The following is a 22465-nucleotide window of genomic DNA, read 5'->3' on the forward strand; positions in this document are numbered from 1 at the left end:
TCGTTATTTCCTGTGACATGACTCTCAAAATCTACGCGGAACCCGTTTCCATCGCCGGGAGCTCTTCGTCCCGCTGCGTGTAAGGAATTATAACCGTAAACTGCGAGCCCTTTCCCTCTTCGCTCGAAACCACGATCTGGCCCGAGTGGGATTCGATAATCTTTTTCGATATGGGTAGACCGAGCCCCGTGCCCTGTTTCTTGCTCGAATAAAACGGCTCGAATATTTTTTCGATCTCCGACTCGGGAATCCCGGAGCCTTCGTCCCGTACCGTTATTCGGAGCGTGTCGTCCACGCTCTCTGTCTCGACCGAGACAGGGCCCTTGCCCGGCTCGGTGCTGTCGATCGCGTTTATGAGGAGATTGATTAAAACCTGCTGGCATTTTTCGTAATCCAGACGGCACGGCGCTGCGGCCCCGTGCTTTATGTTCAGCGATACCCCTTTCCCCTCTGCGCGTGGCCTTACCAGAACGACCGACCTTTCCACGACCTCGTTGGGGTCGATCTCCCGGAAATCCATCTTCTTCGACACGGACAGCTGCAGAAGGTCCCTCAGTATGCCGTCGAGCCTTCGAACCTCCTTCAGCACCTCCGTTATTGAATGCTCCTGCTCCTCGCTCCCCACCTTCCCTCTCATGATTTCGAGCGCGACTGTAATGCCGGAAAGCGGGTTTTTTATTTCGTGGGCTATCCTCGTCGCGAACTCTCCTATTATCGCCAGCCTCTCGGCGCGTATCAGCTCGTTCTGCTGCTCCCTTATGGCGAGCGTTGCCTCGTCTATCTTCTCCCTCAGCGTTTCGTTAAACCTCTTCGTTTGCTCCAGGAGCTCGAGGTTACTGTTGTGCGTATCCTCTATATTCCTCAGCATGTCGTTAAAGGACCCTGCGAGCTTCGATATCTCCCCCGTCCCTTCGAGGCCAGTTATCCTGTACGAGTAATCCCCCTTCTTCACGGTCTGCGTGGCTTTGACGAGCCTCTCGACAGGCCTCGTGATCTTCCAGGGGAAAAGAACCGCTATCATGCCGCCGAAAAGAAGCGCCGCCCCCACTATGACCAGGAGAAAGGTATAGTTGTACTTCACCTGCTCGCCTACGATCGTAACGGCCTGCTCGACCATCTCCTTTCCGAACCCGGCCTCCGAATCCACATCGGAAGACGGATTCGCAAAGAGCTTATAGAGCGTGGAATAGCGGCCTTCTAGATTCTCCGCCGCCTCGTTCAGCTTGTGCGCGTTATAAAGGGATAGTCCTCCGGCTATAAGCATGAGCGTAAGCATCAGCGCGAAACCGAGTCTTATCTGAGTACTTAAATTCAATTCCCCGCTCCTCTATATATAATGAAGCGCAAACTTCCGCCGCCTCTTCCCGCGCGCTTTCGAATCCGCATACCCCGGAAGAGACGCGTTCCCCGCGAATTATCAGGTCAGATGCGAAGTGTACAAATCGGTACACTGCCGATTGTTTATATGATTACTAAAACCCAACCCCACATATTACAGTAAACAGTATAAAACATTAGCAACCAACTATGAATATTGAATCTTTGGAATGCCTCCGCATAATTGGCACGCCCCTTGCACTTTATCACGGTCAAAACCAATGCACAGGAGGCATTTACTATGAGACATTTACTAGTAACTTCACTATTATTGACGGGACTTACGCTCGGCGGTGTAAGCGCGGTTCACGCCGAGGGCAATTACGACAAGAACGCCCCCGAACAGGAAATGACGCAGCCGAGGACCGACTCGGACTTTTCCGGCGAGGGCAGCCAGTACACCGTTCAGGAAGGCGATACGCTCGCGAGCATAGCCGAGGAGCATCTTGGCTCGGCCGACCAGTGGCAGCTGATTGCCCAGGCGAACGATATAAGCAACCCCGATCAGCTCGAGGTAGGACAGACTCTGACCATACCGGCGAGCGGCGAGAGGTCGGACACCGGGAACCTTTCCACCGACAGCTCCTCCATGCAGAGCGCGAACGACATGAACAGCCCTGACAACTCCGATTTACAGGCCAGTGATATGAACGACCCTGACCGTATACAAAACCGCGGTGACATGAATGATCCTGACAGTGCGACCATTCCAGGCGGCGAGAACGTTGCGGAACCTGATCAGGAAACGTACGGGGAAACGGCTCGCGACTTCGAGAGCGACAAGGTAAACGACCCTGCAGCCGAGAACGATTCCGCCCTCGACCAGCAGCAGGAAATCAGGGGTGAGATAACGGAAATAGCGTCAGGCAACGAGTCCGTCACCCTTAAAGACGAGCAGGGAATGACGCATAATCTCAAGCTCGAAGATGAAGGCATAGTCGACGGGGTTTCGGTAGGCGACTTCGTTAAGGCCGAGATTGAAGGCGGAACGGTAGTTTCGCTTGAGAAAGTAGACAGAACCGCTTCCAGATAACAGAAGCGCTCAAAGAAAGACTCTCACACTTTCATCCTCTGGGGCGAATCGAATCGCCCGGATACGGGCCGGCATGGGCAACAAACCCATGTCGGCCCTTTTTTTCATTTTCGCCCTGCCGGGCGCATAACTTTGACAACCCATGCTTTATATCAAATAATTTCTTCTCCGGGTTTCCGGAATAAAAAGGCGATCCGGGGAGGAAAAGCTGAGAATGAAATATTTCCGATATACGACGCTTGCGTTGTCGTGTTTTCTTACCGGGTGTATCACGGCCCCCGGAACGATACAGGAGCTCAGCGAAAGGCAGGAGAATCTCGAGGCCGAAGTAGGCCGCATGTCGGATACGCTCACGGACGTCCAGCGGAAGCTCGAGATACAGAGCGCGCGGATCCGGAACCTCGAGCAGAACTATTCCGATATATACCTGAAGCTGGACGAGCTCCGGGCCGAGCCGCCCGCAAGCGAGCCCCCCGCATCCGCCCCCGAGGGGGGGGCCGTGGGTCCGCCGGCGCCCACCGCGGTGCAGGCCGAGAAGGACCTTTACCTCAAGGCCGGAAAGCTCTACAACCAGGGCCAGTTTTTAAACGCCATTCTCGCTTACCAGGTATTCATAGATACATACCCCGACGACAGCCGCGTGGCCGACGCCTATTTGAAACAGGGCCTTTCGCTCGTCAGGATCGGCCGAAAGGACGGGGCCAAGTTTTTCTTCAGGACCCTCATAACGAGGTTCCCGAACACCCCCGAAGCGCAGAGGGCGCGTGAGGAGCTGAAAAGTATCGATTCCGAATAGCCCGGGGCGGTAATTTCTGTACCTTTTCGTACAATTCCCACTGTCTTCATCCGTACCATACGGCTTTCCACGGCTCGAGCTGTATCGCTAAGCCGCTTCCATTATTAAACATTTGCCGCGTTACCATTCTGGCATGACGGTTGCACTATAGTCATCGCAAAACATACTGCCATGATTGGAAGGAGGCATAAAAATGGATAGGGTTAACACATTGGAAGCGATTTGGAACAAAATTACTGGATACATAGTCCCGGGAACCCTGGGTGTTCTCATGATATACGGGGTCGGGACCTCGGTCTTGTCCCAGCAGTCGATAGGCTCCGAGCCCGAGGGCGAGGCGCCGTCATACGACGCCCTTTCAGGCGCCGCGGCGTCCGACCCGTACACCCCCGAGCTGAAGGACATATTCTTCGATACGAACAGCCATCTTATAAGGGAAGACGCAAAGCCGGTCCTCGATGAAAACGCCGAGGCGCTCAGGAGCGAGCCCGACACGTTCGTCGTTATAGAAGCGCTCTGTGATTCGAGGGAATCCTCCGCTTCGAGTCTCGGGATCAAGAGGGCCGAGAGCGTAAAGGACTACATGGTGAATCAGGGAGTCGGGCCCGAGAGAATAATCACGGCCAACAAGTGCAACATCTACGACATGCAGCTCGTAAGGAGCGTGGATACCGAGAGGCTCGACAGCAGGGTACGCTTCATAGCCCTCGACCAGATTAAGCGTAACGAGTCCTACGCCTTGAACAGATAACCGTATAAGACATATTCTCCTTATCTCCGGATAAAAAAAAGCCGCCCCGAGGGGTTTTCGTCCCCGGGGCGGCTTTTTTATTTGAGCTCTCCTTCAGCCTACATGCCGCGGCTTCTTCTTCCGCGCTCCTGCCTCCTCAGGAGATAAACGGCCGCGATCATCAGAAGCATCGGCAGAATCATCATCGCCCATCCCGAAAGGGTCGGGACGGCGGTCGCCTCCCCGGGTCCACCCGGCGGAGGGAACGGACTCTCCGTAGGCTCCGACGGAGGGTCCGAAGGCGTAGGCCCCGGAGGGGCCGGATTCACGTCTGTATTCTCCTCGTCGGAGTTGTCCCCCGGGTCGGGGTCGTCCACGTCGCTTGTAACGGTAACGTTGTTCGAAGCTACCCCCGGTATCGTCGGTATGATTATTATCGTCGTCACGACGTCGCCGCCGCCGGCTATGTTCTGGAGATCGCACGTCACGACGCCGCCCGCATGCTCGCAAGACCCCTGCTCCGGGTTTGCGGAAATGAATATCGCCCCGGCCGGGAGCGTATCGGTCACGACTACGTTAGCCGCCACGTCCGGTCCGGAATTGGATACCGTAACCGTGTACGTAAGCTCCTGATCGACGGTGGCCGGATTCGGCGAGCCCGTCTTGGTAACCGAAATGTCCGCGCTTTCCGGCTCGGCCTCGACGGCCGTCGTTTCGGTGTCGCTGTTGTTGGCAGTGTTCGGATCGTTAAGGCTGCTGCCGACTGTCACGCTGTTGACGGCGTCCCCGATCGCGGTCGGAGTGACGGTCATCGTAATCACTACGGTCTGGCCGGGGTTCATGGCGCCTATAGCGCACGTTACGACGCCGGCGGCCTCGTTGCAGGTCCCCTGTCCGGGATTGGCCGAGCCGAACGTCACCCCCGCCGGAAGCGTATCGACCACTTCCGCGTCGGTGACCGGGTCGGGACCGAGGTTCGAAACCGCGATTGAATAGGTCAGGTCCTGGTTCACGATTACGGGATTGGGGCTCGACGTCTTGGATATCGAAAGATCGGCGTCCGTCGGCTCGCCTCCCGAGCCCTCGACGGTGGTCGACTCGGTCGACGAATTGTCTGTCGGGTCGGGGTCGGGCTGATCGCCGGAGACGACGGCCGTGTTGGCTATAACGCCCGTCTGGGTCGGCGTCGCCTCTATCGTGACAGTCGCGTTTCCGCCGTTCGTTATCGTCCCCAGGCTACAGGTAAGCGTCGTTCCGACGAGCGGGTTGCAGGTCCCCTGGCTCGGCGTAATCGTGCCTATGGTAAAGCTGGCCGGCAGTACGTCCGTCACGGTGACGCCCGTCGCATCGTCCGGCCCGTCGTTCGTGACAGTTAGCGTATACGTAAGGGTGTTATTCACTACGACGGGATTAGGAGACGATGTCTTTACCATCGAAAGGTCCGAGGAGCCCTCCACCTCGTTACACACGACTTCCGCCTGCGACTGCGCGATTACGATGTCCCCGCTCAGGGCGCCGATCAGGGATAGCACGGTATCCGTCAGGTCGATGCGTATCGCGTTTACGGTTATACCGCGGCTGTTGACGCCGTCGCCCGTGATTATCTGCTCGTTTAAAACCACCCTTATTCCGAGGAGGTTAATGAGCTCGAAATTCGGAGTCGGACTGGAGTCTATCGTCAAACCCAGCCCGAGCGTCCCCCCGGCGCCGGCGTTTTCGATCGTAGTGGTGCCGGTCGCGGTCAGCGTTTCGTCCGCACAGCTGCCCGTGACTTCCGCCGTGGTCGCCACCGTATCGGCACCGATCGTGAGAAGGGGCAGCAGGCCGACTATGCTCAGGTTAAGGCCGTCCACGGTCGAGCTCGACGAGGTGGTATCGTTTCCGATGTCCGAGCTCGCCTCGGTCGACAAGAGACCTGTGCTCAGTATGCTGCCCACGAGCCCTGAAGACAGGCTCGCGCTGAGGACAGTATCCGAATCGGTATAATCCGGCGGCGCGCTTCCGGCCGACGGGGCTACGGGTCCGAGGTCTATGCTGACCGCGGGTCCGATCAGCGGCAGCAAATCGAGCTCTGCAAATACGCCGTAAGCCGAGCTGTTCCCCTCGGTCTGAGCGAGGGCGCCGCCCGCGAGTGAAAGAAAAGACACAACGAATAAAACCGAAAATACGAAGCTTCTGCTAAAGAATCCCAGAGTTCTCATCTCATCCTCCTGTGTGGGTCTATTGGGGCTATTCTATTCCGCTATTTAGAGATTACATTAGCTCATTCACTATCTAGGCAATTATACCACAACAAAAAATAAGTGCCAAATCTTATCATTGTTAATTGTTATTTACGTCAATGAGGAGAAAAATTGTCGATGTAGACTTTTTTTGCGGCGCGAAACCCATTTTCGCAAGGATTGCAGCGAAAAAGGGCGGCCTACGAAGCAAGTGCGGGATAGAAAAACGGGAAAAAGAGATTTCCGGAAAGAGGGAGCAGCCGGGGGAATCTTAAAGGGGAAAAGAGAGAAGCTGTTTACAGCGGACTCCCCATTTCACTGTTTTAACCCTCGATCTCCCATTCCAATATCTACCGACGGAACAGGTTCGGCCGTGCCGTGGGGTAATAAATAATCGGCCTCGAAACCTTGCCAACCGCCGCACCGGAAGACCCCTGAGACCTTTCAATAGGGGATTAGAGGGATAAAGGTAATGGCTGGGGCACTAGGATTCGAACCTAGACTGATGGATCCAGAGTCCATAGTACTACCGTTATACTATGCCCCAGCAGAAGGATAATTAGTATTTATAATAACACATATCGAGTCAAGTGCCTTGAATGACCACATGTATTCGATACAATAGAGTAACGGAATATTCAGTCAGGCAAGGAGAAAGGCGATGCCCGCAAAGACGCTGACAATAAGCGCCAAAAAGAAAACGGAGCTCAGGGCCAGGGTCGACAAGGCCGTAAAGGACGCCGCCAGGCAGGGATTTATTTTTGTAAAGTCGGGGTACAGGGAAGACAAGGTAAAAAAATCGAAAGGCGGTTATGAAATCGAGATAGAAGTTCATTCCTAGATTTCGCCCGGACATGGCAGAGCCCGAATTTCACAAGCTGGAGACGTTCGAGAACCGGTACCCGGACAGGGAATACGAGATAGATATATCCTGCCCGGAATTCACCTGCGTCTGCCCCAAGACGGGCCAGCCGGACTTCGGAACTATAAGGATAAAGTACGTCCCGGGCAGGCTCTGCATAGAGCTCAAGTCGCTAAAGCTGTACATATATTCATACCGTAACGTCGGCACGTTCCACGAGCACGTGACGAACAAAATCCTCGACGACATAGTCTCTGCGTGCGGCCCCGTAAGGGCGGAGGTCACGGGAGACTTCAACGTGAGGGGCGGAATAAAAACCGTCGTCACGGCTTCTTACGAAAGGGATTGAGGCCTCCCGTTCCGGATTTTTAGGAATCCCGGCCGAAATTATTTCTCAATTCATCCTCGTGGGGTTAATATCTTTATATACCACCCGGAGGATGCCGAACGCTTGCTTTTAAAGGCTCAGATAATAATCACGGCCGTCATAATCCTGACAATAATCGGGATCGCCGTGGCCGCGCCCTACGTCGCGCCCTATAAATACGACGAGACGGACTTCCGGAACGCGCTCAGCAAGCCAGGCGGAAAACACCTCCTGGGCACGGACCAGGAAGGGAGGGACATGCTGAGCCGGATCATCTACGGCTCGCGTGTCTCGATAGCCGTAGCGCTCGGGACGGCGGGCATAGCGCTCGTAATCGGCACATTTTACGGCGCCGTGTCGGGCTATGTCGGGGGCAAGGTGGACGAGCTCATGATGAGGGTGGTGGACGTATTCTATTCCCTTCCCGACCTTCTTCTTATCGTTCTCATCACGCTGGTCATAGGAAGGGGCGTCCTCGGAATAGTGCTCGCCCTCGGCCTCACCGCGTGGATGAGGGTCGCGAGGATAGCGCGCGGAAGCGTCCTTCAGCTAAAGGAAGTCGAATACGTCCAGTCGGCCAGGAGCCTCGGCGCTTCTCCCGCGCGAATCCTGGGGGTCCACATTATCCCGAACATACTTAGCCCGCTGATTATCACGCTCACGTTTTCCGTTCCCTATGCGATCCTGGCCGAATCTACACTCAGCTTCCTCGGCCTCGGGATAGCCCCGCCCGAATCGAGCTGGGGGACTCTCGCGAGCACGGGATGGCAGGGCATAAGGACGTTCCCCCATCTCATCGTCTTTCCGAGCCTCGCTATTTTCATTACGGCTTTTTCATTTAACCTATTTGGAGAAGGTATAAGGGATTATCTCGACCCCCAGAGAGTAAGGAGGTAACTTTCCGATGTACACCCGTAATTCGAAATCATATATAAAGTACGGCGCCTCCGTTCTGGCGCTTTGCGCGCTTTCGTTTATCGTTCCGGGCCCGGATTCGTCTGCCCAGATAAACTGCCAGTCCGAGATATACCTGCCCGCCAAGCCCGACGCCAAAGACAGGTTCAAAAAGGGCTACTGCTTCATCCAGGTGGGCCGGTTCCAGGAAGGCGTGACGAGGCTCGAGGGCGTCGAAAAGGAGCTCCCGACGGTGGCTGATTACGTCCTCTACTACCAGGCCGCGGGATACGAAAACCTCGGGAATTATCCGCAGGCCTCGCTGCTTTTCAACCGCGTGCTGACGGAATACCCCGGAAGCGGCGTCAGGAAGAAGGCCTTCGAGCGCCTGGGCAACATCTACATGCAGTCCGGCGATTACGCCAACGCCGAGAGGATTTTCAGGGCGCTTTACGCCGAGGAGGGATCCCGCGGCTCGAAGTCTGCGTATCTTTACAGCCTCGCGGAGGCCCTCGAAAAGCAGGGCCGCTACCCCGAGGCCGTGACCGCGTACAAACAGGTCTGGGTGGAATACCCCGAATCCAAAGAATCGTCCCCGGCGCAGGCGGCGGCCCGCCGCGTGAGCACCGCCGGCGGGGTGGCGTTCGTTCCCACGGAGTCCGACTACCTCCAAAGGGCCGACACCCTTTTTAAATATTCGAGGTGGTCTTCTGCGGTACAGAACTACGAGATGGTCACCTCCAAAAGCACGCAGGCAAGGACGAACATGGGAATCGCCATGGTCAACGCCGGGAGGCTTAACGAGGCCGAGACGGTGCTGAGCACGATCAACTCGCCCGAGTCCCTCTTCTGGAGGGGTAAGCTTAAATCCAAGCAAGGGCTCGACGGCGAGGCTGCGTCGCTCTACTCACAGATAAGCACCCGCTTCCCGTCGAGCGAGCTCGCTCCCGAGGGGCTTTACAACGCAGCAAGGCTCTACCAGATCAACGACCAGAACCAGAGCGCGATCAAGACCTACGACGTCCTCATAAGAACCTACCCCAAGAACAAGTACGCCGAGGACGGCGCATGGAACCTCGGCTGGATTTATTACAGGAAGGGAATGTATCCCGAGGCGCTCGCGACGTTCTCCGCCTTCACCGATTCGTCGTCCTCTTTTAACGCCTCCAACGCCCGCTACTGGAAGGCGAGGACCCTCGAAAAACAGGGCAGAAGGGACGAGGCCCTTGCAGAATACACGGCCCTCGCCGCGCTCACTCCCCCGACGTATCACTCCTACCTCGCGCAGCAGAAAACGGGCGTCACCCCCGCCTTCGCCAACGTAAATCCCGAGACGACGGCACTCGGCCCCGAGGCTGCCGCAAGGAAGCAGAAGGCCGAGCTCCTTATCGAGCTCGGGCTGCCGGATGACGCGAGACTCGAAATAGAGAAGATGGAGAGCGCCGCCGGGACGCAGGAAGAGTTCGTCGCCGTGAGCCTCCTTTACGCGAAGGTAGACGACTATAACAGCTCGATAAAGGTCGCTCAGGACATCGGTCTCCCCCAGGCCAACAGCCTCTCGTTCCCGAGGGGGTTCAAGGATATAGTCGGCCCCTACGCCAGAAAGTACGGCGTCGACGAGCTTCTGGTTTATTCCGTCATAAGGGAGGAGAGCAGGTTCCAGAAGGACGTCGTCTCGCCCGCCGACGCGGTAGGGCTGATGCAGCTCATACCGCCCACGGCGAGGACTGTCGCGAGGCAGATAGGCCTCAGCGGCTTTACGGTCGAGATGCTTACGATCCCGCGCATAAACATCGAGATGGGCATATTCTATCTGAAGCAGGTATTGGACGAGTTCGGCGGCGACGTCGAGCTCGCCCTGGCTAGCTACAACGCCGGCCCCAACCGCGCCGCCACCTGGAAGACCCAATACTACGGGCTCGAAAAGGACGAATTCATAGAAGAGATTCCGTTCCGCGAAACGAGGAACTATATAAGAAGGATCCTGAGAAGCTACGGCGCGTACAAGGCGATCTACGGGAGCTCGGCCTCGGCGGCGGAGCCCCCGGCAAAAACGGCGCCCGGGACGAGCGGTGCGAAATATCCCGTGAACTAGGCCGAAGCGGCCTTAATCTTTCCGCCCGTGAGCGCCGCGAAGTTCCTGAGTATGCGGAGGCCGTCGGCGCTGCTCTTCTCGGGGTGGAACTGGCAGGCGAATAGGTTTTCCCCGGCGACGGCGGCAGTAAACTCGACGCCGTAATTCGACGTGACCGCGACGACGCCCGCGTCCTTCGGTACCGGGTAATAGGAATGGACGAAGTAGAACCAGTTTCCGTCCGGGATTCCGGCGAGCACCGGGCTTTCCTTCCTTATAAAGACCCTGTTCCATCCCATGTGCGGGACCTTGAGCCTCTCTTCTTCGGAAGGAGAGAATCTCACCACTCTCCCTTCGAGGATGCCGAGCCCGGGAACGTCCGGGGATTCGTCGCTCCCCTCGAACAGCACCTGTAGCCCGAGGCAGATACCCAGGAACGGCTTGCCCGAATCTACGTGCTCCTTTATGGGGTCCACGAGCCCGTACCCGGCCAGGTTTCTCATACAGTCGCCGAAAGCGCCGACGCCCGGCAGGACGAGCCCGTCAGCACGTGATATCTCGTGCGGCTCCCTCGTTACGGACGCGTCGATACCCTGGCTGAGAAACGCCTTCCCGACGCTTCTTAAATTCCCCATTCCGTAATCTACTATGACGATCATTGCTTTATTTAGAGCGTGCCCTTGGTCGAGGGCACCGACGACGACCTCGGGTCTATGCCGGAGGCCTTGTCGAGCGCCCGCCCGACGGCCTTGAATACGGCCTCTATGACGTGATGGAGGTTGTCCCCGTACCTGAGCTCGATGTGGAGGTTACAGAGTAGCGTATTCGAAAATGACTTGAAGAATTCCTCGCCTAGCTCGATGTCGAACTCCCCGACCTTCGTCTTCGGCACGGTAACGTTATATACGAGATACGGCCGCCCGCTGAGATCGACCGACGCGAAGGCGAGCGTCTCGTCGAACGGGACGAAGGCCTCCCCGAACCTCGTGATCGACTTCTTGTCCCCGAGGGCTTTTAGGAAGGCGTCCCCGAGCGCGAGGCCGACGTCTTCGACCGTGTGGTGGAAATCCACTTCTATGTCCCCGACCGCCTTTATGTCGAGGTCGAAGTAGCCGTGCCTCGAAAACTGCGCCAGCATGTGGTCGAAGAACGGTATTCCGGTGTCTATGTCGAAATTTCCCTCGCCGTCGAGGTTTATCTCGACCTCGACCTTTACCTCCGAGGTTACTCTTTCAGTCCTTGCTTTCCTGTCGGCCATAATTGCTAAGAATCATATCAGAAATTATGTGAGTGTCCAATGCCTGCGCGCACTTAAAACCGCCGGGGTGTTTCGCGTGAAAGCCGCACCGAGTACAATATAGCCCCATGAAAATCGCTCTTACCGACGAGACGGGCGAGCTCGACGCGAGCTACAGGGCACGGGTCAAAAAGATTGCCGGTGCTGTACTCGGGAGTCTCGATGTGGACAAAGCCTCCGAGCTCTCAGTCACGTTCATCGGCGACGCCGAAATGCGGGCGCTCAACAAATCCTGGCGGGGCATCGACCGCGCAACCGACGTCCTCTCCTTCCCCCAGGACGGCGAAGGCCCCGTCCCGCTTCTTGGCGATATAGTGATCTCGCTCGATACGACGAGGCGTCACGCCGTCAGATACGGCAACACATTTCACGAGGAAATAAAAAAGCTCATAGTCCACGGCATACTCCACCTCCTCGGGCACGACCACAAAAAAAAGAAGGAAAAAGAGATAATGCGGGGCCTCGAAGAGGAGCTATTGGAGGAAATAAGAGAGCTCTAGCGGACCGGGCTATTTCTTCTTTTTTTGAACCACCCTCACCTCGTCTATAGAGCGCGAGGTCGCCTTCGTAACCGTAAACTGCCACCCGCCGTGCTTTATCTTGTCCCCCGGCCTCGGGATAGTGCCCGACTGCGTAAGCAGGAACCCGCCCAGGGTTTCGTAGTCGTCGCTCTCGGGTATGCCGAGCGCGAGGTCGTCGTTTATTACGTCTATCTCTATCTTCGGATTTACGAGATACTCGTTCTCCCCCGTCTTCCTCCAGAGCTTGACCCCCTTGTCGTACTCGTCCTCTATCTCGCCCACGACCTCTTCGAGGATATCTTCGAGGGCGATGATCCCGACGGCCCCGCCGTACTCGTCGACGACGACCGCGAGGCCCGCTATACCTTCTTTCATCTCGTCGAGGAGCTCGTCTACGAACTTAGACTCGGGCACGTAATAAGGCGGGCGGGCGAAGCTCTTCACCTTTTCGTCCGGGCTCTCGCCGAGGAGGTAGAACGAATGAAGCATGCCCGTGATGTTGTCCACCCTCGACGAATAAATCGGTATGCGCGTATGGCCGGTCTCGTTTATCATGCGTATGGCGTCGCGGACGGTGGCGTCCTCGCTGAGCGCGCTTACGTGAATGAGGGGGATCATTATCTCGGCTACCGTCGTCTCCGAGAACCTGAATATCCTCTTTATCATCCTGTCCTTGTAATCGACCCTGGGGACGGTCGTGTCGCCCTCTATAACCCCTATGAGCTCTTCGCGGGTGACGAAGACGCTCTTCGTGCTCCCGATGAGCGTGAGAATCTTCTTCGTGAAAACGTTGACCACCACAAGAACAGGGTAGAGAATCCACGAGGCTACGATGAGAGGATATATCGCCCAGAGGATGACAGTGTCCCTTTTTCTCTGAAATACCGCCTTGGGGACTATCTGCCCGAATATGACTATGAGAGGGGAGAGGATCGCGATGGCGTAGAGCTCAGACCCCTTGCCGTATTCCTTTTCGAAGTAGAGCGTCATCACGACCGTGCTCGTTATGAGCGCGAGGTTTATGCCGACGAGGGTCGTGCTTACGAACCGCTCTATCTCGGAGAAAGCGTTCATGACGAGCTTTGCGCTCTGCGAGCCGCGGTCGGCGAGCGACTTAAGCTTTATCTTGTCGCACGAGACGAGCGCTATCTCCGAGCCCGCGAAGAACCCCTGGACGACGAGCGAAACGGCGACTATGGCTATGACTATCTCAAGCGACATCGGCCACCTCCTCGCCCCTTCTCTGCACCCTTATCTCCGTTATGCGTTTCCCCGAAATCTTGCTCACCTGGAACGTAACCGCGCCGTACGTGACGCTCTCTCCTTCCTTGGGAAACTTCCCGAACATGTCGAAGATGAACCCGGCCACGGTCTCGTGGTCCTCCTCTAGCGGAAGGACGGACTGTTCGAGCCCCTCTCCGAGGCTGTCGAGCCCGCCGAACCTCAGCACCATGAAAAGGTACGTATCGTTAAACTCCTCTATCTTCATAGTGCCCGGTATGATGAACGCGTCCCCCTCGCTCCTCACGTCGCTTTTTTTCAAGACGCTCCTCTCGTCCTCTATCTCCCCGAAGAGCTCCTCCAGTATGTCCTCGAGCGTCACTATACCGTCGAACCGGCCGTACTCGTCGACGACTATGGCGATGTGATTCCTCTCGTGCTGAAATTCCTTCAGCAGGTCGAACGCCATCTTCGTCCTCGGGATGAAGTACGGGGGCCTTAAAAGGCTTCCGAGATTCCCCCCGCCGGAGAGCTCGGACGTAAGGAGGTCCTTCGAATAGAGAACCCCTACGATATTGTCCTTGTCCCCGTCGTAAACGGGCGTCCTCGAAAAGCCCCTCTTCTTTATCTCGTATATGGCGTCCTTCCTCGCGGCGTCGAGCGGCAGGACGAAGCAGTCGACGCTCGGAGTCATCAGCTTGTACGCGGGGACCTCTTCCAGCTTAAAGAGGCTAATGACGAGATTCATCTCCTCGTCCGTTATCACGCCCTCCTCGCTCCCTATGTCCACGAGCGCCCTCACTTCGTCCGTGGTAAAACCGTTTGTATGCTGATACTCCATCTTGCCGCCGAAGAGCCTCGTGAATCCCATCGAGAGGATCACCAGCACCCACCTTATCGGCGTTATCACGGTGTGAAAGAAATTAAGCGGATACGCGACGAGCCTCGATATGATGCGGGGATACTTCACCCCGAGCGTCTTCGGGCCTATCTCTCCGAGCAAGAGAAGGCTCGGCGACGCTATCGCGATGGAAAGTATGGTGATCGTATTTTCGGACATCCCCCCGAAGAGCCTGCTCACCGTTATCCCGATTACGCTCGCGTAAGCGACGTTCACCACCTCGTCCGCGAAAAGTATCGTGACTATGAGCTTGTACGGCTCGTGAAGGAGCTTCTCTATATACTTCGAGCTCTTCTTCCCTTCCTTCCTCAGGCTTTCGAGCTGGTGCCGCCCGAGTGAGAATAAAGCGCCTTCAGACGTGCTGAAAAAGCCCGAGGCTATGAGAAGGAACACTATGAGAAAAAGATGATATGTCAGCGCAGCTTCGCCCATTTAACTTCCGGAATGAACAAAACCTCCGTCTTTCAAGGCTATCTCGTTGCCGCCCGAATCGGTTATCGTCAACGCGGCGTCATGCGAGACGTCCCCTATTTCGGTGATTTCTATGTTAAGCATATCGGATATTTTCTTTATTTCCCCGCGCCTTTCGGGGGGCGACGTGAAAAGCAGCTCGTAATCCTCGCCGCCCGAGAGCGCCGGGCCGTAAAAATCGTCCGTATACTCACCGGCGAGCGCGCGGTAATCGCCGGACAGCGGAATTCGCTCGACGCCGACCCTCGCGCCGACGCCGTGCGCTACGGTTATGCGCGTAAGGTCGAGCGCGAGCCCGTCGCTCACGTCTATCATCGCCGTCGCCAGCTTCCCGTCGGCAAGCGCCTTGCCGAGCTCGAGACGCGGCTTCGGCCGAAGGTGCCTCTCGACGAGGCGGCCCTTCCCTTCCTTTCCGCCCTTCTTCAGTATCCCGAGCCCGAGGGCCGAATCCCCGAGCGTGCCGCTCACGTATATCACGTCTCCGGGCGAGGCGCCCTTTCGAGTGACTACGCACTCCGGATCGACGAAGCCGAGGACCGTCATGTCGAGGAAAATCTTCTCCGATGAGCTCAGGTTCCCGCCAACGAGCCTGACGCCGAATTCCTCCTCGGCGGATTCGAAGCCGCGCATGAGCCCTTCGAGGAAAGCGCCGTCCTCGCGCTTCGTGTAGCCGAGCGAGGCGAGTATATATTTCGGCGCCCCGCCCATGGCGCCGACGTCGCTCACCGAGACGGCGACGGACTTGCGCGCGAGGTCTTCGGGGGAGATGAGGGACCTTACGAAGTGAACGTCCTCCACCTGGCAGTCGGTCGTTACGAGGAGGAGCTTCCCGGGCTCCGTGCGGAGAGCCGCCGCGTCGTCGCCGATCCCAACCTCTATGCCATTTCGACTGCCGGAGAAACGCTCGCCGATCAAACGGAGAGCGTCGAGCTCGTTTATCATTTCAGATCAAAGTCCGGGGGCAAATATACTCGATCGAATAATCCGGAATTTATAGTAATGTCTTCAGGAGATGTTTTAACGGAATTCTGATTTCGGCCGCACAAATGGGGATCAGGGTCTTTCATAATTCGCTATCATTTAAATAATTACTTCGCATGAGTCGAATTAAAGTTTAGGATATTCGCTATAACATGTCAACCTGAAACGGATGCCGAAGTGACGCCCTGGTCCCATTTTTCGAGACTGACCCTCGCGGCCCTGATCCTGCTTTGCGTGAAGCTCGCGCTGGCCCTCTATCTCTACAGTCTCGGTTTTCTGAGCCTCTCGGCGGACGAGTACTCGCGCGGGATGACGGCCGCGAGATGGGCGCTCGACGGGGACCTCCCGCTCGGAATATACATGAACGCGTGGCTCCCCTTCGAGGCTTACGTCAACGGGCTCGCGCTCAAGGCGTGGGGCGACGTCATCTGGACCCCCCGCATAACGGTATTCATCTTCTCCTGCGTCCTCCTCGTTTATTTCCTCAAGCTCGTCCAATACCTTTTCAGATCGCTCGTCGCAACGATCACGGCCGGCCTCCTTCTCGTCTTCACACCCTGGTTCGTCTGGCTCAGCGGAACGCCCATGCTCGACGTCTACTACCTCGCGCCGTTCGTCGCGGGGCTTTACTACGTTGCGAAGTGGATGGAGGAAAGACGCGGCGCTTTCCTCCTCGCGGGAGGATTCCTTTTCTTCCTCTCGACCGGCTTTCACAGCCAGGCGTGGATTCTCGTAAACGCGGCGAATATTTTCATCGCGGGCTTCGCCGTCCGCTCCATAAGGGAGAGGAGCTGGAGAGCCGTTTCAGAGCTCGCCGGTTTCTTTCTCCTGGGCAATCTCTTCATCATTATCTATCTGCCTATCGAGCACGCCGTCACGGGCGAATGGCTCTACATGTTCAGGGACCACGCGGCGAGAACCCTCCCCTACTACGCCGACTACGACGTCTCCCTCTGGAAGAAGCTCACCTACTACCCCCGGCTCGTGTACCATTCCGCAAACTGGCTGATGTGGCTCTTCTTCCCCGTGGGTATACTTGCGGCCCTGAGAGCGCGGCCAAGGGCCGCCGTGCTACTATTACCGCTCGCCGTCGGTATCGTCTCCCTGGCAGTCTATTCGGTCTACAACGTCTTCTCCGTCCCGGCGTCCGCCGCGCCCGGGCGCTATGGCCTCCCGTTCTTCATACTCTTCGCCCCCTATTCCTCCCTCGGCATTTACACCGTCTCCTTCCTCGATCTCCGCGCGCCGGTTTCGTGGCTCCTTCGCGGCGCGGCGGCGGCGCTCGTCGGCTATCTCTTGTGGACGAGCTTCCTCCAGCTGCCCGATTACGAAACGAAGAACGCTCGCGAGGCGGTGAACGTCGGCCTCTTCGTCAGGGACGCGATGGACGGAAAATGGCCAGGCGGCGACGGCACGATAATGATCGAGCGCGCGTACTGGGACTTCCTCTATATAAGGCTCGCAGTGGAACACTTCGCCCTCGTTCGTTTCGACAGGCCCGTTACCGACGAGTACGCCGGCACGCCGTCCGACCTTCTCTCCATGAGCGACGCCGAAATACTCGCCCGCGTGAAAAAAGAGAAGACGAGGTTCATAATCGTGAGGGATTCCGCGCTCAGGGAAAGGCTCTCACGGCTCGGCTTTTTGCGAATTGCGAGGGATTCAGACGAATGGGCCGCCTTCGAAGTCGGCCCGGGCGTGACGCGATAGGTCTTATCGCCCCTCTATCCCTTGAGGGAACGGATGCGAACGAGTGAGCATTCAGACGTCCCGGCCCGACTGCAGAGAAGCCCGTCCGGTACCGGTCGAAAGTGACCACAGCTAAAACCGGGTCAAGGGTGAGAGTGTACCTTAAAACAAATCAATCCAGGTCTGTCATTCCCAACGATTTCGAGCAAGCGAGGAATCGGACACCCCGACCTTGAAGTGCAAACGCTTATCCAGTACCGCTCGAAATCTGCCTTCTTTAGTATCATGCTTTTACTTGTCGCGGCGAAGCCGGGTCGGGAATCCAGCCTTTGCTTTTGGCTTTCATCCCCCTTAGAAAAAGGGGGGAACGTAGGGGGGATTTAATCTGCCATTCCTGCGCTTGTCGCGGCGAAGCTTTGCGTAGCCGGAGGGGTCTGGGGGGATTTAGGCTAGATTCAGAATCTACTCTGTTACCAGGCCCATTCCGTCACTGCGAGGGTGCTTCGCACCCCGCTGCAATTACCGCTAAAATCGCCGGCTCGTAACGGCGGCTACCGCCCGGCGTAATTCTCCTCCGCGCCCTTCCTACGGAGCCGTGAGAGCGAGAGGCTCGGGATATAGGTCTGTAGCCTGTCCATGTATACGTAAAAGACGGGCGTCAGGTAAAGCGTGATAAGCTGCGAGAAGAGTAATCCGCCCACGACGGTAAGACCGAGCGGCTGGCGCGACTCCGCTCCCGCGCCGTGGCCCAGCGCGAGCGGCACCGCACCGAGAAGAGCGGCCATCGTCGTCATCATGATCGGGCGGAACCTTATGAGGCACCCCTGGTATATAGCCTCCACGGGGCTCTTGCCCTCCTTTCTCTGGGCTTCGAGAGCGAAGTCTATCTGCATAATGGCGTTTTTCTTCACGATGCCTATGAGCATGATGAGACCGACGAACGCGTACACGTTGAGCTCTATCCCGAAAATAAGGAGAACTACAAGCGCCCCGAACCCGGCCGAAGGAAGGCCCGAGAGAATCGTTATCGGGTGGATGAAGCTCTCGTACAGGATTCCGAGTATGATGTAAATTACGAGTATGGAGAAGACGAGAAGGAGCCCGAGCCCCTTGAGCGACCTCTGAAACTCCTGCGCCACGCCCTGGTAATTAGTGCTCATGTTCGCGGGCAGCGTCTCCTCGACTATCCTGTCGATTTTGCCGACGGCCTGGCTGAGCGACACGCCCGTCGTAAGGTTAAAAGATATCGTGACGGCCGGGAACTGGCCGTAATGGTTTATGGTCTTTGGGCCGATGTTCTCGGTGAACCTGGCGACGGTATCGAGGGGTATCAGGCTTCCGCTCGACGACTTCACGTATAGTCTCGAAAGGGCGTTTATGTCGTCCTGGTACTCGGGCTTCAATTCCATGATGACCTGGAACTGGTTCGTCGGCGTGTATATGGTGGATACCCACCTGTCGCCGTAGGCGTTATAGAGCGTGTTCTCGATCTCCGCGGCCGTAACGCCGTGGGCCGACGCCTTGTCCCTCATTATTTCTACGTTCACCTGGGGGTTCGCGATCTCGAGGTCGCTCGTAACGTCCTTGAGCTCGGGGAGCTCGCTCATCTTCGATTCGAGTATCGGAACGTACTCGTAGAGCTCTTCCATGTCCGGGCTCTGTATCGTGAACTGGTAGAGGCTCTTCGTAAGCTGTCCGCCTATCCTTATCTCGGGCTGGTCCTGCATGAACGCGCTCACACCGGGTATCTCCGCGAGCTTCGGCCGAAGCTCGTCTATTATTTCGAACGAGCTCGGCCTTTCGTCCCTGGGCACTAAGCGGAGGAACATCCTGCCTTGGTTGGTCCCGGTGGTCCCGCCGCCCCCGCCGACCCTCGAAAAGAATCTGTCGATGTAAGGGCTCTCCATTATGACGTCGCTTACCTGCCGCTGGTATTCGACCATCTTCTCGAAGGATGTCCCCTGCGGGGCCTCGGTCATCGTGAATATCGAGCCCTGGTCCTCGTTCGGCAGAAATCCCTTCGGGATTATCACGAAGAGGTAAACAGTGACTACGAGTATGAGAACGTTCAGCATAAGAAACATGAACCGGTGCTTGAGCACGAGCCCGAGGCTCCATTCGTACGCCCCGAACATGCCGTCGAAAAAGCGCTCGACGGCGTTATAAAGCCGTCCGTGCTTCTTGCCCGATTCCGGTTTCAAAAACCTGCTGCAAAGCATCGGGGTCAGGGTGAGCGAAACGACCCCGGAAATGAGAATCGCGGCGGTAATGGATACCGCGAACTCCTTGAAGAGCCTGCCGATAACCCCGCCCATAAGGAGCACCGGTATGAATACGGCCGCGAGGGACAGCGTCATCGACACGAGGGTGAAGCTTATCTCCTTCGAGCCGTCGAGGGCCGCCTGGAGGGGCTTTTTCCCCATCTCCATGTGCCTCACGATATTTTCGAGCATGACTATGGCGTCGTCCACGACGAACCCTATGGCCAGGATGAGCGCCATCATCGAAATGTTGTTCAGGCTGAAGCCGCAGAGATACATCACTATGAAGGTGCCGACGATAGAAAGCGGGAGCGCGAGGCTCGGTATTATAGTGGCCGAAACGTTCCGTATGAAGAGGAATATAACCATCACGACGAGCCCGAGAGTGAGCGCCATGGTGAAGTTGACCTCGTCCATCGACTCCCTTATAGACTGCGAGCGGTCGTAATGAAGGGTAAGGTTGACGGACGGGGGTATATAGTCCTTCAGCGTGGGTATCACGGCTTTTACGGCGTCCGCGACGGCTACGGTATTCGTCCCCGGCTGGCGCTGGATAGCGAGGATCACGGCCCTCTCGCTTGAATTCTTGTTTACAAACCACGCGGCGTTCTTGTCGTCCTCGACGCTGTCCATAACGTTCCCGAGCTCTTTCAAACGGACTGGAGAGCCGTCGCGGTAAGCGACTATGACATCCCTGTACGCCTCGGCGTTGTGGAGCTGCCCCGTGGCCAGTATGGTGTAGGACTTGTCCGGGCCGTAGAGCGAGCCCGTCGGCATGTTTACGTTAGACGCGTTGACGGCCGCCTCGACCTCGTTTATCCCTATCCCCTTGCTGCTGAGCGCGTTGGGGTCGAGCTGTATGCGGACCGCGTATTTCTTCGAGCCGAATATCTGCACCTGGGCGACACCGCTCACCATCGAAATACGCTGGGCCAGTATGGTGTCGGCGTACTCCGTAAGCTCCCAGGGCTGGAGCGTCGGCGACGTCACCGCGTAATACAGTATCGGCTGGTCGGCCGGGTTTACTTTCCTGTAAGTGGGCGGCTCCGGCATGTCCCGCGGCAGGAGCCGGCTCGCCCGCGCTATGGCGGTCTGGACGTCCTGCGCCGCCGCGTCGAGCTGCCTTTCGAGATTAAACTGTATCGTTATCTGCGTCGAGCCGAGCGAGCTGACGGACGTCATCGAGTCTATGCCCTCTATTGTCGAGAACTGCCGTTCGAGCGGCGTCGCGACAGTGGACGACATTGTTTCGGGGCTCGCCCCCGCGAGGCTCGCCGAAACGAGTATGGTAGGGAAATCCACGTTCGGGAGGTCGCTCACCGGAAGGGCCCTGTAGCCGATTATGCCGAACAGGAGTATGGCGGCCATAAGGAGCGACGTCATAACAGGACGCCTGATGAATATTCCGGAAAGGTTCAAGGGCAAGCTACCTCGTTGTACGTGATCCTGCGATTACAGGCTACTTCATGCTTACGTCCGAGCCGTCCCGCGAAAGGACTTCCGGACTGTCGTTAACCCTGACCTTCATCCCCGTGACGAGCCTCAGCTGGCCCTCGGTGACGACGATCTCACCGGGTTTCAGCCCCTTCGTGATGACGACCTCCCTGTCCACCCTCGCGCCCGGGACGACAGGACGCGACTCGACGGTGGAATCGGGCTTCACGACAAAAACGTAATCCCCGCTCTGGCCCGACTGGACGGCGCGCGCGGGCACGACGGTCACGTCCTCCTGCGTCGTGAGGTTAAGGGATACGTTCACGAACTTCCCCGGCCACAGCGCCTCGTCGTCGTTTTCGAATACGGCCTTTAGCCTCACGGTTCCCGTCGATTCGTTCACCCTGTTGTCTATGAAGCTGAGCGTCCCTTCGGCCGGGGGCCTGTCGCCCGGGCTCACGCCGACAGCCTCCGTATCCTTATCCATCGCCGCACTCCCGCCGTCCTTCCGGCTGGTATAGGGTATGGTAGCGTAAACCTTGAGATCGCCCGAGGCCGCGAGGTATTCGCGAATGAGCGCCAGAAAATGCTCGGGGACGGAGAAATCGACGAACACGGGCTTTGTCTGGTTTATAACAGCCAGGAGGGTCGTGCGGGTTTCGACTGTATTGCCCTCGTGAACGAGTATCTCGCCTATGCGCCCGTCAATCGGCGAGCGTATCGAGCAATACTCGAGCTCAAGCTTCGCGTTAGCGACTGCGGACCTGTCGGCGTTGACGGACGCCTTGAGGGATTCGAACTCCGCCTTCACCTGGTCGTACTGCTGGGCCGATACGACCCCTTTGTTTATAAGGTCCTCGTATCTTACGGCGTTCTGCTCCGCGTTCTTCATCATTGCGGTATTGCGGGCCATGTTGGCCTCCGCCTGCCGGAGCGCGTTTTCATAGGGTCTCGGGTCGATTAGAAAAAGAAGGTCGCCGCTTTTAACGTTCTCGCCTTCCTTGAAGTAAACGCGGGAGAGCTGCCCCTCGACCTGGGGCTTTATCTCGACGGTCGAGTACGGCTCCACGTTTCCTATGGCGCTCAGCCTTACGGGGACGTCCTTGCTCGTAGCGCGGGCGACCGTCACGGGCACCCCTTCACCCTGTCCCCCGCCCGGGGAGCCCTCCGCCTTCGAGTCTCCTCTGTCGCATGAAAGGGACAAGACCAGCGCCACTAACGAAGTGAAAAAAAGGAGACCGCTTCGCCTGAAAACGCGGGGCATCCGGGTTTTCCTCCCGTGATCGCGTGCAAATTCCTCGTTATCCATTTTATAATCTGAAATCTCGGCCTCG

The 22465-nt window shown here is 57.2% G+C and carries 18 protein-coding genes and 1 tRNA gene; 9 read left to right on the top strand and 10 right to left on the bottom strand.

Features of this window, described 5'->3' with window-relative positions; genetic code table 11:
* Positions 1 to 31: 31 nt before the first annotated feature.
* A complete protein-coding gene (locus PKC29_05180) occupies positions 32 to 1315 on the bottom strand; it encodes an ATP-binding protein (GenBank protein ID HML94803.1) in 1284 nt (427 codons plus the stop codon).
* Positions 1316 to 1618: 303 nt separating this feature from the next.
* Here PKC29_05180 and PKC29_05185 point away from each other — a divergent pair, with 303 nt between their 5' ends.
* The 3 genes from PKC29_05185 (at position 1619) to PKC29_05195 (ending at position 3957) form a co-directional block, all read left to right on the top strand.
* The gene (locus tag PKC29_05185) at positions 1619 to 2410 is read left to right on the top strand and encodes a LysM peptidoglycan-binding domain-containing protein (GenBank protein ID HML94804.1); all 792 of its coding nucleotides are present in this window, start codon (positions 1619 to 1621) and stop codon (positions 2408 to 2410) included.
* Positions 2411 to 2624: 214 nt separating this feature from the next.
* Positions 2625 to 3206 (top strand): tetratricopeptide repeat protein, encoded by a 582-nt coding sequence (locus PKC29_05190; GenBank protein ID HML94805.1) that lies wholly within the window; start codon positions 2625 to 2627, stop codon positions 3204 to 3206.
* 193 nt (positions 3207 to 3399) lie between these two features.
* Positions 3400 to 3957: an OmpA family protein gene (locus PKC29_05195; protein ID HML94806.1), complete on the top strand. Its 558-nt coding sequence runs from the start codon at positions 3400 to 3402 to the stop codon at positions 3955 to 3957.
* A 98-nt stretch (positions 3958 to 4055) separates the two neighbouring features.
* Here PKC29_05195 and PKC29_05200 read toward each other — a convergent pair whose 3' ends face one another.
* Positions 4056 to 6137: a DUF11 domain-containing protein gene (locus PKC29_05200; protein ID HML94807.1), complete on the bottom strand. Its 2082-nt coding sequence runs from the start codon at positions 6135 to 6137 to the stop codon at positions 4056 to 4058.
* Positions 6138 to 6631: 494 nt separating this feature from the next.
* Positions 6632 to 6705 (bottom strand) — tRNA-Gln (locus tag PKC29_05205).
* A gap of 114 nt (positions 6706 to 6819) precedes the next feature.
* Between PKC29_05205 and PKC29_05210 the strand changes: the two genes are divergently transcribed.
* The 4 genes from PKC29_05210 (at position 6820) to PKC29_05225 (ending at position 10376) form a co-directional block, all read left to right on the top strand.
* Complete coding sequence (locus tag PKC29_05210; GenBank protein ID HML94808.1) at positions 6820 to 6999, top strand: hypothetical protein; 180 nt, start codon at positions 6820 to 6822, stop codon at positions 6997 to 6999.
* A 13-nt stretch (positions 7000 to 7012) separates the two neighbouring features.
* A complete protein-coding gene (gene queF / locus PKC29_05215; GenBank protein ID HML94809.1) occupies positions 7013 to 7369 on the top strand; it encodes a preQ(1) synthase in 357 nt (118 codons plus the stop codon).
* A gap of 102 nt (positions 7370 to 7471) precedes the next feature.
* On the top strand, positions 7472 to 8284 hold the full coding sequence (locus PKC29_05220) for an ABC transporter permease (GenBank protein HML94810.1): 813 nt from the start codon (positions 7472 to 7474) through the stop codon (positions 8282 to 8284).
* 7 nt (positions 8285 to 8291) lie between these two features.
* On the top strand, positions 8292 to 10376 hold the full coding sequence (locus PKC29_05225) for a transglycosylase SLT domain-containing protein (GenBank protein ID HML94811.1): 2085 nt from the start codon (positions 8292 to 8294) through the stop codon (positions 10374 to 10376).
* Here PKC29_05225 and hisH read toward each other — a convergent pair.
* Together hisH and hisB are read right to left on the bottom strand one after the other, a co-directional pair.
* A complete protein-coding gene (hisH, locus tag PKC29_05230; protein ID HML94812.1) occupies positions 10373 to 11014 on the bottom strand; it encodes an imidazole glycerol phosphate synthase subunit HisH in 642 nt (213 codons plus the stop codon). The genes PKC29_05225 and hisH overlap by 4 nt on opposite strands.
* Before the next feature lie 8 nt (positions 11015 to 11022).
* The gene (hisB, locus tag PKC29_05235) at positions 11023 to 11613 is read right to left on the bottom strand and encodes an imidazoleglycerol-phosphate dehydratase HisB (GenBank protein ID HML94813.1); all 591 of its coding nucleotides are present in this window, start codon (positions 11611 to 11613) and stop codon (positions 11023 to 11025) included.
* 107 nt (positions 11614 to 11720) lie between these two features.
* On the opposite strand from hisB, the gene ybeY reads away from it, so the two are divergent.
* Complete coding sequence (ybeY, locus tag PKC29_05240) at positions 11721 to 12152, top strand: rRNA maturation RNase YbeY (GenBank protein HML94814.1); 432 nt, start codon at positions 11721 to 11723, stop codon at positions 12150 to 12152.
* 9 nt (positions 12153 to 12161) lie between these two features.
* On the opposite strand, the gene PKC29_05245 is transcribed toward ybeY, so the two are convergent.
* The 3 genes from PKC29_05245 to thiL are packed head-to-tail and all read right to left on the bottom strand — an operon-like array spanning position 12162 to position 15708.
* On the bottom strand, positions 12162 to 13394 hold the full coding sequence (locus PKC29_05245; GenBank protein HML94815.1) for a hemolysin family protein: 1233 nt from the start codon (positions 13392 to 13394) through the stop codon (positions 12162 to 12164).
* Positions 13384 to 14727 carry a hemolysin family protein gene (locus PKC29_05250; GenBank protein HML94816.1) on the bottom strand — a complete coding sequence of 448 codons (1344 nt, stop codon included), beginning with the start codon at positions 14725 to 14727 and terminating at the stop codon, positions 13384 to 13386. The genes PKC29_05245 and PKC29_05250 overlap by 11 nt, the downstream gene beginning before the upstream one ends.
* The gene (gene thiL, locus PKC29_05255) at positions 14728 to 15708 is read right to left on the bottom strand and encodes a thiamine-phosphate kinase (protein HML94817.1); all 981 of its coding nucleotides are present in this window, start codon (positions 15706 to 15708) and stop codon (positions 14728 to 14730) included. It lies immediately after the preceding gene.
* Positions 15709 to 15924: 216 nt separating this feature from the next.
* Between thiL and PKC29_05260 the strand changes: the two genes are divergently transcribed.
* On the top strand, positions 15925 to 17457 hold the full coding sequence (locus PKC29_05260) for a hypothetical protein (GenBank protein ID HML94818.1): 1533 nt from the start codon (positions 15925 to 15927) through the stop codon (positions 17455 to 17457).
* 530 nt (positions 17458 to 17987) lie between these two features.
* Here the strand turns inward: PKC29_05260 and PKC29_05265 are convergent.
* Both PKC29_05265 and PKC29_05270 read right to left on the bottom strand, forming a co-directional pair.
* Positions 17988 to 21116 carry an efflux RND transporter permease subunit gene (locus PKC29_05265; GenBank protein ID HML94819.1) on the bottom strand — a complete coding sequence of 1043 codons (3129 nt, stop codon included), beginning with the start codon at positions 21114 to 21116 and terminating at the stop codon, positions 17988 to 17990.
* 40 nt (positions 21117 to 21156) lie between these two features.
* Positions 21157 to 22395, bottom strand: coding sequence for an efflux RND transporter periplasmic adaptor subunit (locus PKC29_05270; GenBank protein ID HML94820.1), 1239 nt, complete (start codon positions 22393 to 22395; stop codon positions 21157 to 21159).
* Positions 22396 to 22465: the final 70 nt, after the last annotated feature.

The organism is Thermodesulfobacteriota bacterium, from assembly GCA_035325995.1.
Classification (GTDB): Bacteria; Desulfobacterota_D; UBA1144; order Nemesobacterales; family UBA2774; genus JADLGH01.

What these genes read in the sequence shown, in the direction of transcription:
- PKC29_05190 (HML94805.1), top strand. Translation starts at nt 2,625, where the DNA reads ATGAAATATTTCCGATATACGACGCTTGCGTTGTCGTGTTTTCTTACC.
- ybeY (HML94814.1), top strand. Translation starts at nt 11,721, where the DNA reads ATGAAAATCGCTCTTACCGACGAGACGGGCGAGCTCGACGCGAGCTAC.
- hisH (HML94812.1), bottom strand. Translation starts at nt 11,014, where the DNA reads ATGATCGTCATAGTAGATTACGGAATGGGGAATTTAAGAAGCGTCGGG.
- PKC29_05200 (HML94807.1), bottom strand. Translation starts at nt 6,137, where the DNA reads ATGAGAACTCTGGGATTCTTTAGCAGAAGCTTCGTATTTTCGGTTTTA.
- PKC29_05245 (HML94815.1), bottom strand. Translation starts at nt 13,394, where the DNA reads ATGTCGCTTGAGATAGTCATAGCCATAGTCGCCGTTTCGCTCGTCGTC.
- PKC29_05270 (HML94820.1), bottom strand. Translation starts at nt 22,395, where the DNA reads ATGCCCCGCGTTTTCAGGCGAAGCGGTCTCCTTTTTTTCACTTCGTTA.
- PKC29_05185 (HML94804.1), top strand. Translation starts at nt 1,619, where the DNA reads ATGAGACATTTACTAGTAACTTCACTATTATTGACGGGACTTACGCTC.
- PKC29_05225 (HML94811.1), top strand. Translation starts at nt 8,292, where the DNA reads ATGTACACCCGTAATTCGAAATCATATATAAAGTACGGCGCCTCCGTT.
- PKC29_05210 (HML94808.1), top strand. Translation starts at nt 6,820, where the DNA reads ATGCCCGCAAAGACGCTGACAATAAGCGCCAAAAAGAAAACGGAGCTC.
- PKC29_05250 (HML94816.1), bottom strand. Translation starts at nt 14,727, where the DNA reads ATGGGCGAAGCTGCGCTGACATATCATCTTTTTCTCATAGTGTTCCTT.
- queF (HML94809.1), top strand. Translation starts at nt 7,013, where the DNA reads ATGGCAGAGCCCGAATTTCACAAGCTGGAGACGTTCGAGAACCGGTAC.
- hisB (HML94813.1), bottom strand. Translation starts at nt 11,613, where the DNA reads ATGGCCGACAGGAAAGCAAGGACTGAAAGAGTAACCTCGGAGGTAAAG.
- thiL (HML94817.1), bottom strand. Translation starts at nt 15,708, where the DNA reads ATGATAAACGAGCTCGACGCTCTCCGTTTGATCGGCGAGCGTTTCTCC.
- PKC29_05195 (HML94806.1), top strand. Translation starts at nt 3,400, where the DNA reads ATGGATAGGGTTAACACATTGGAAGCGATTTGGAACAAAATTACTGGA.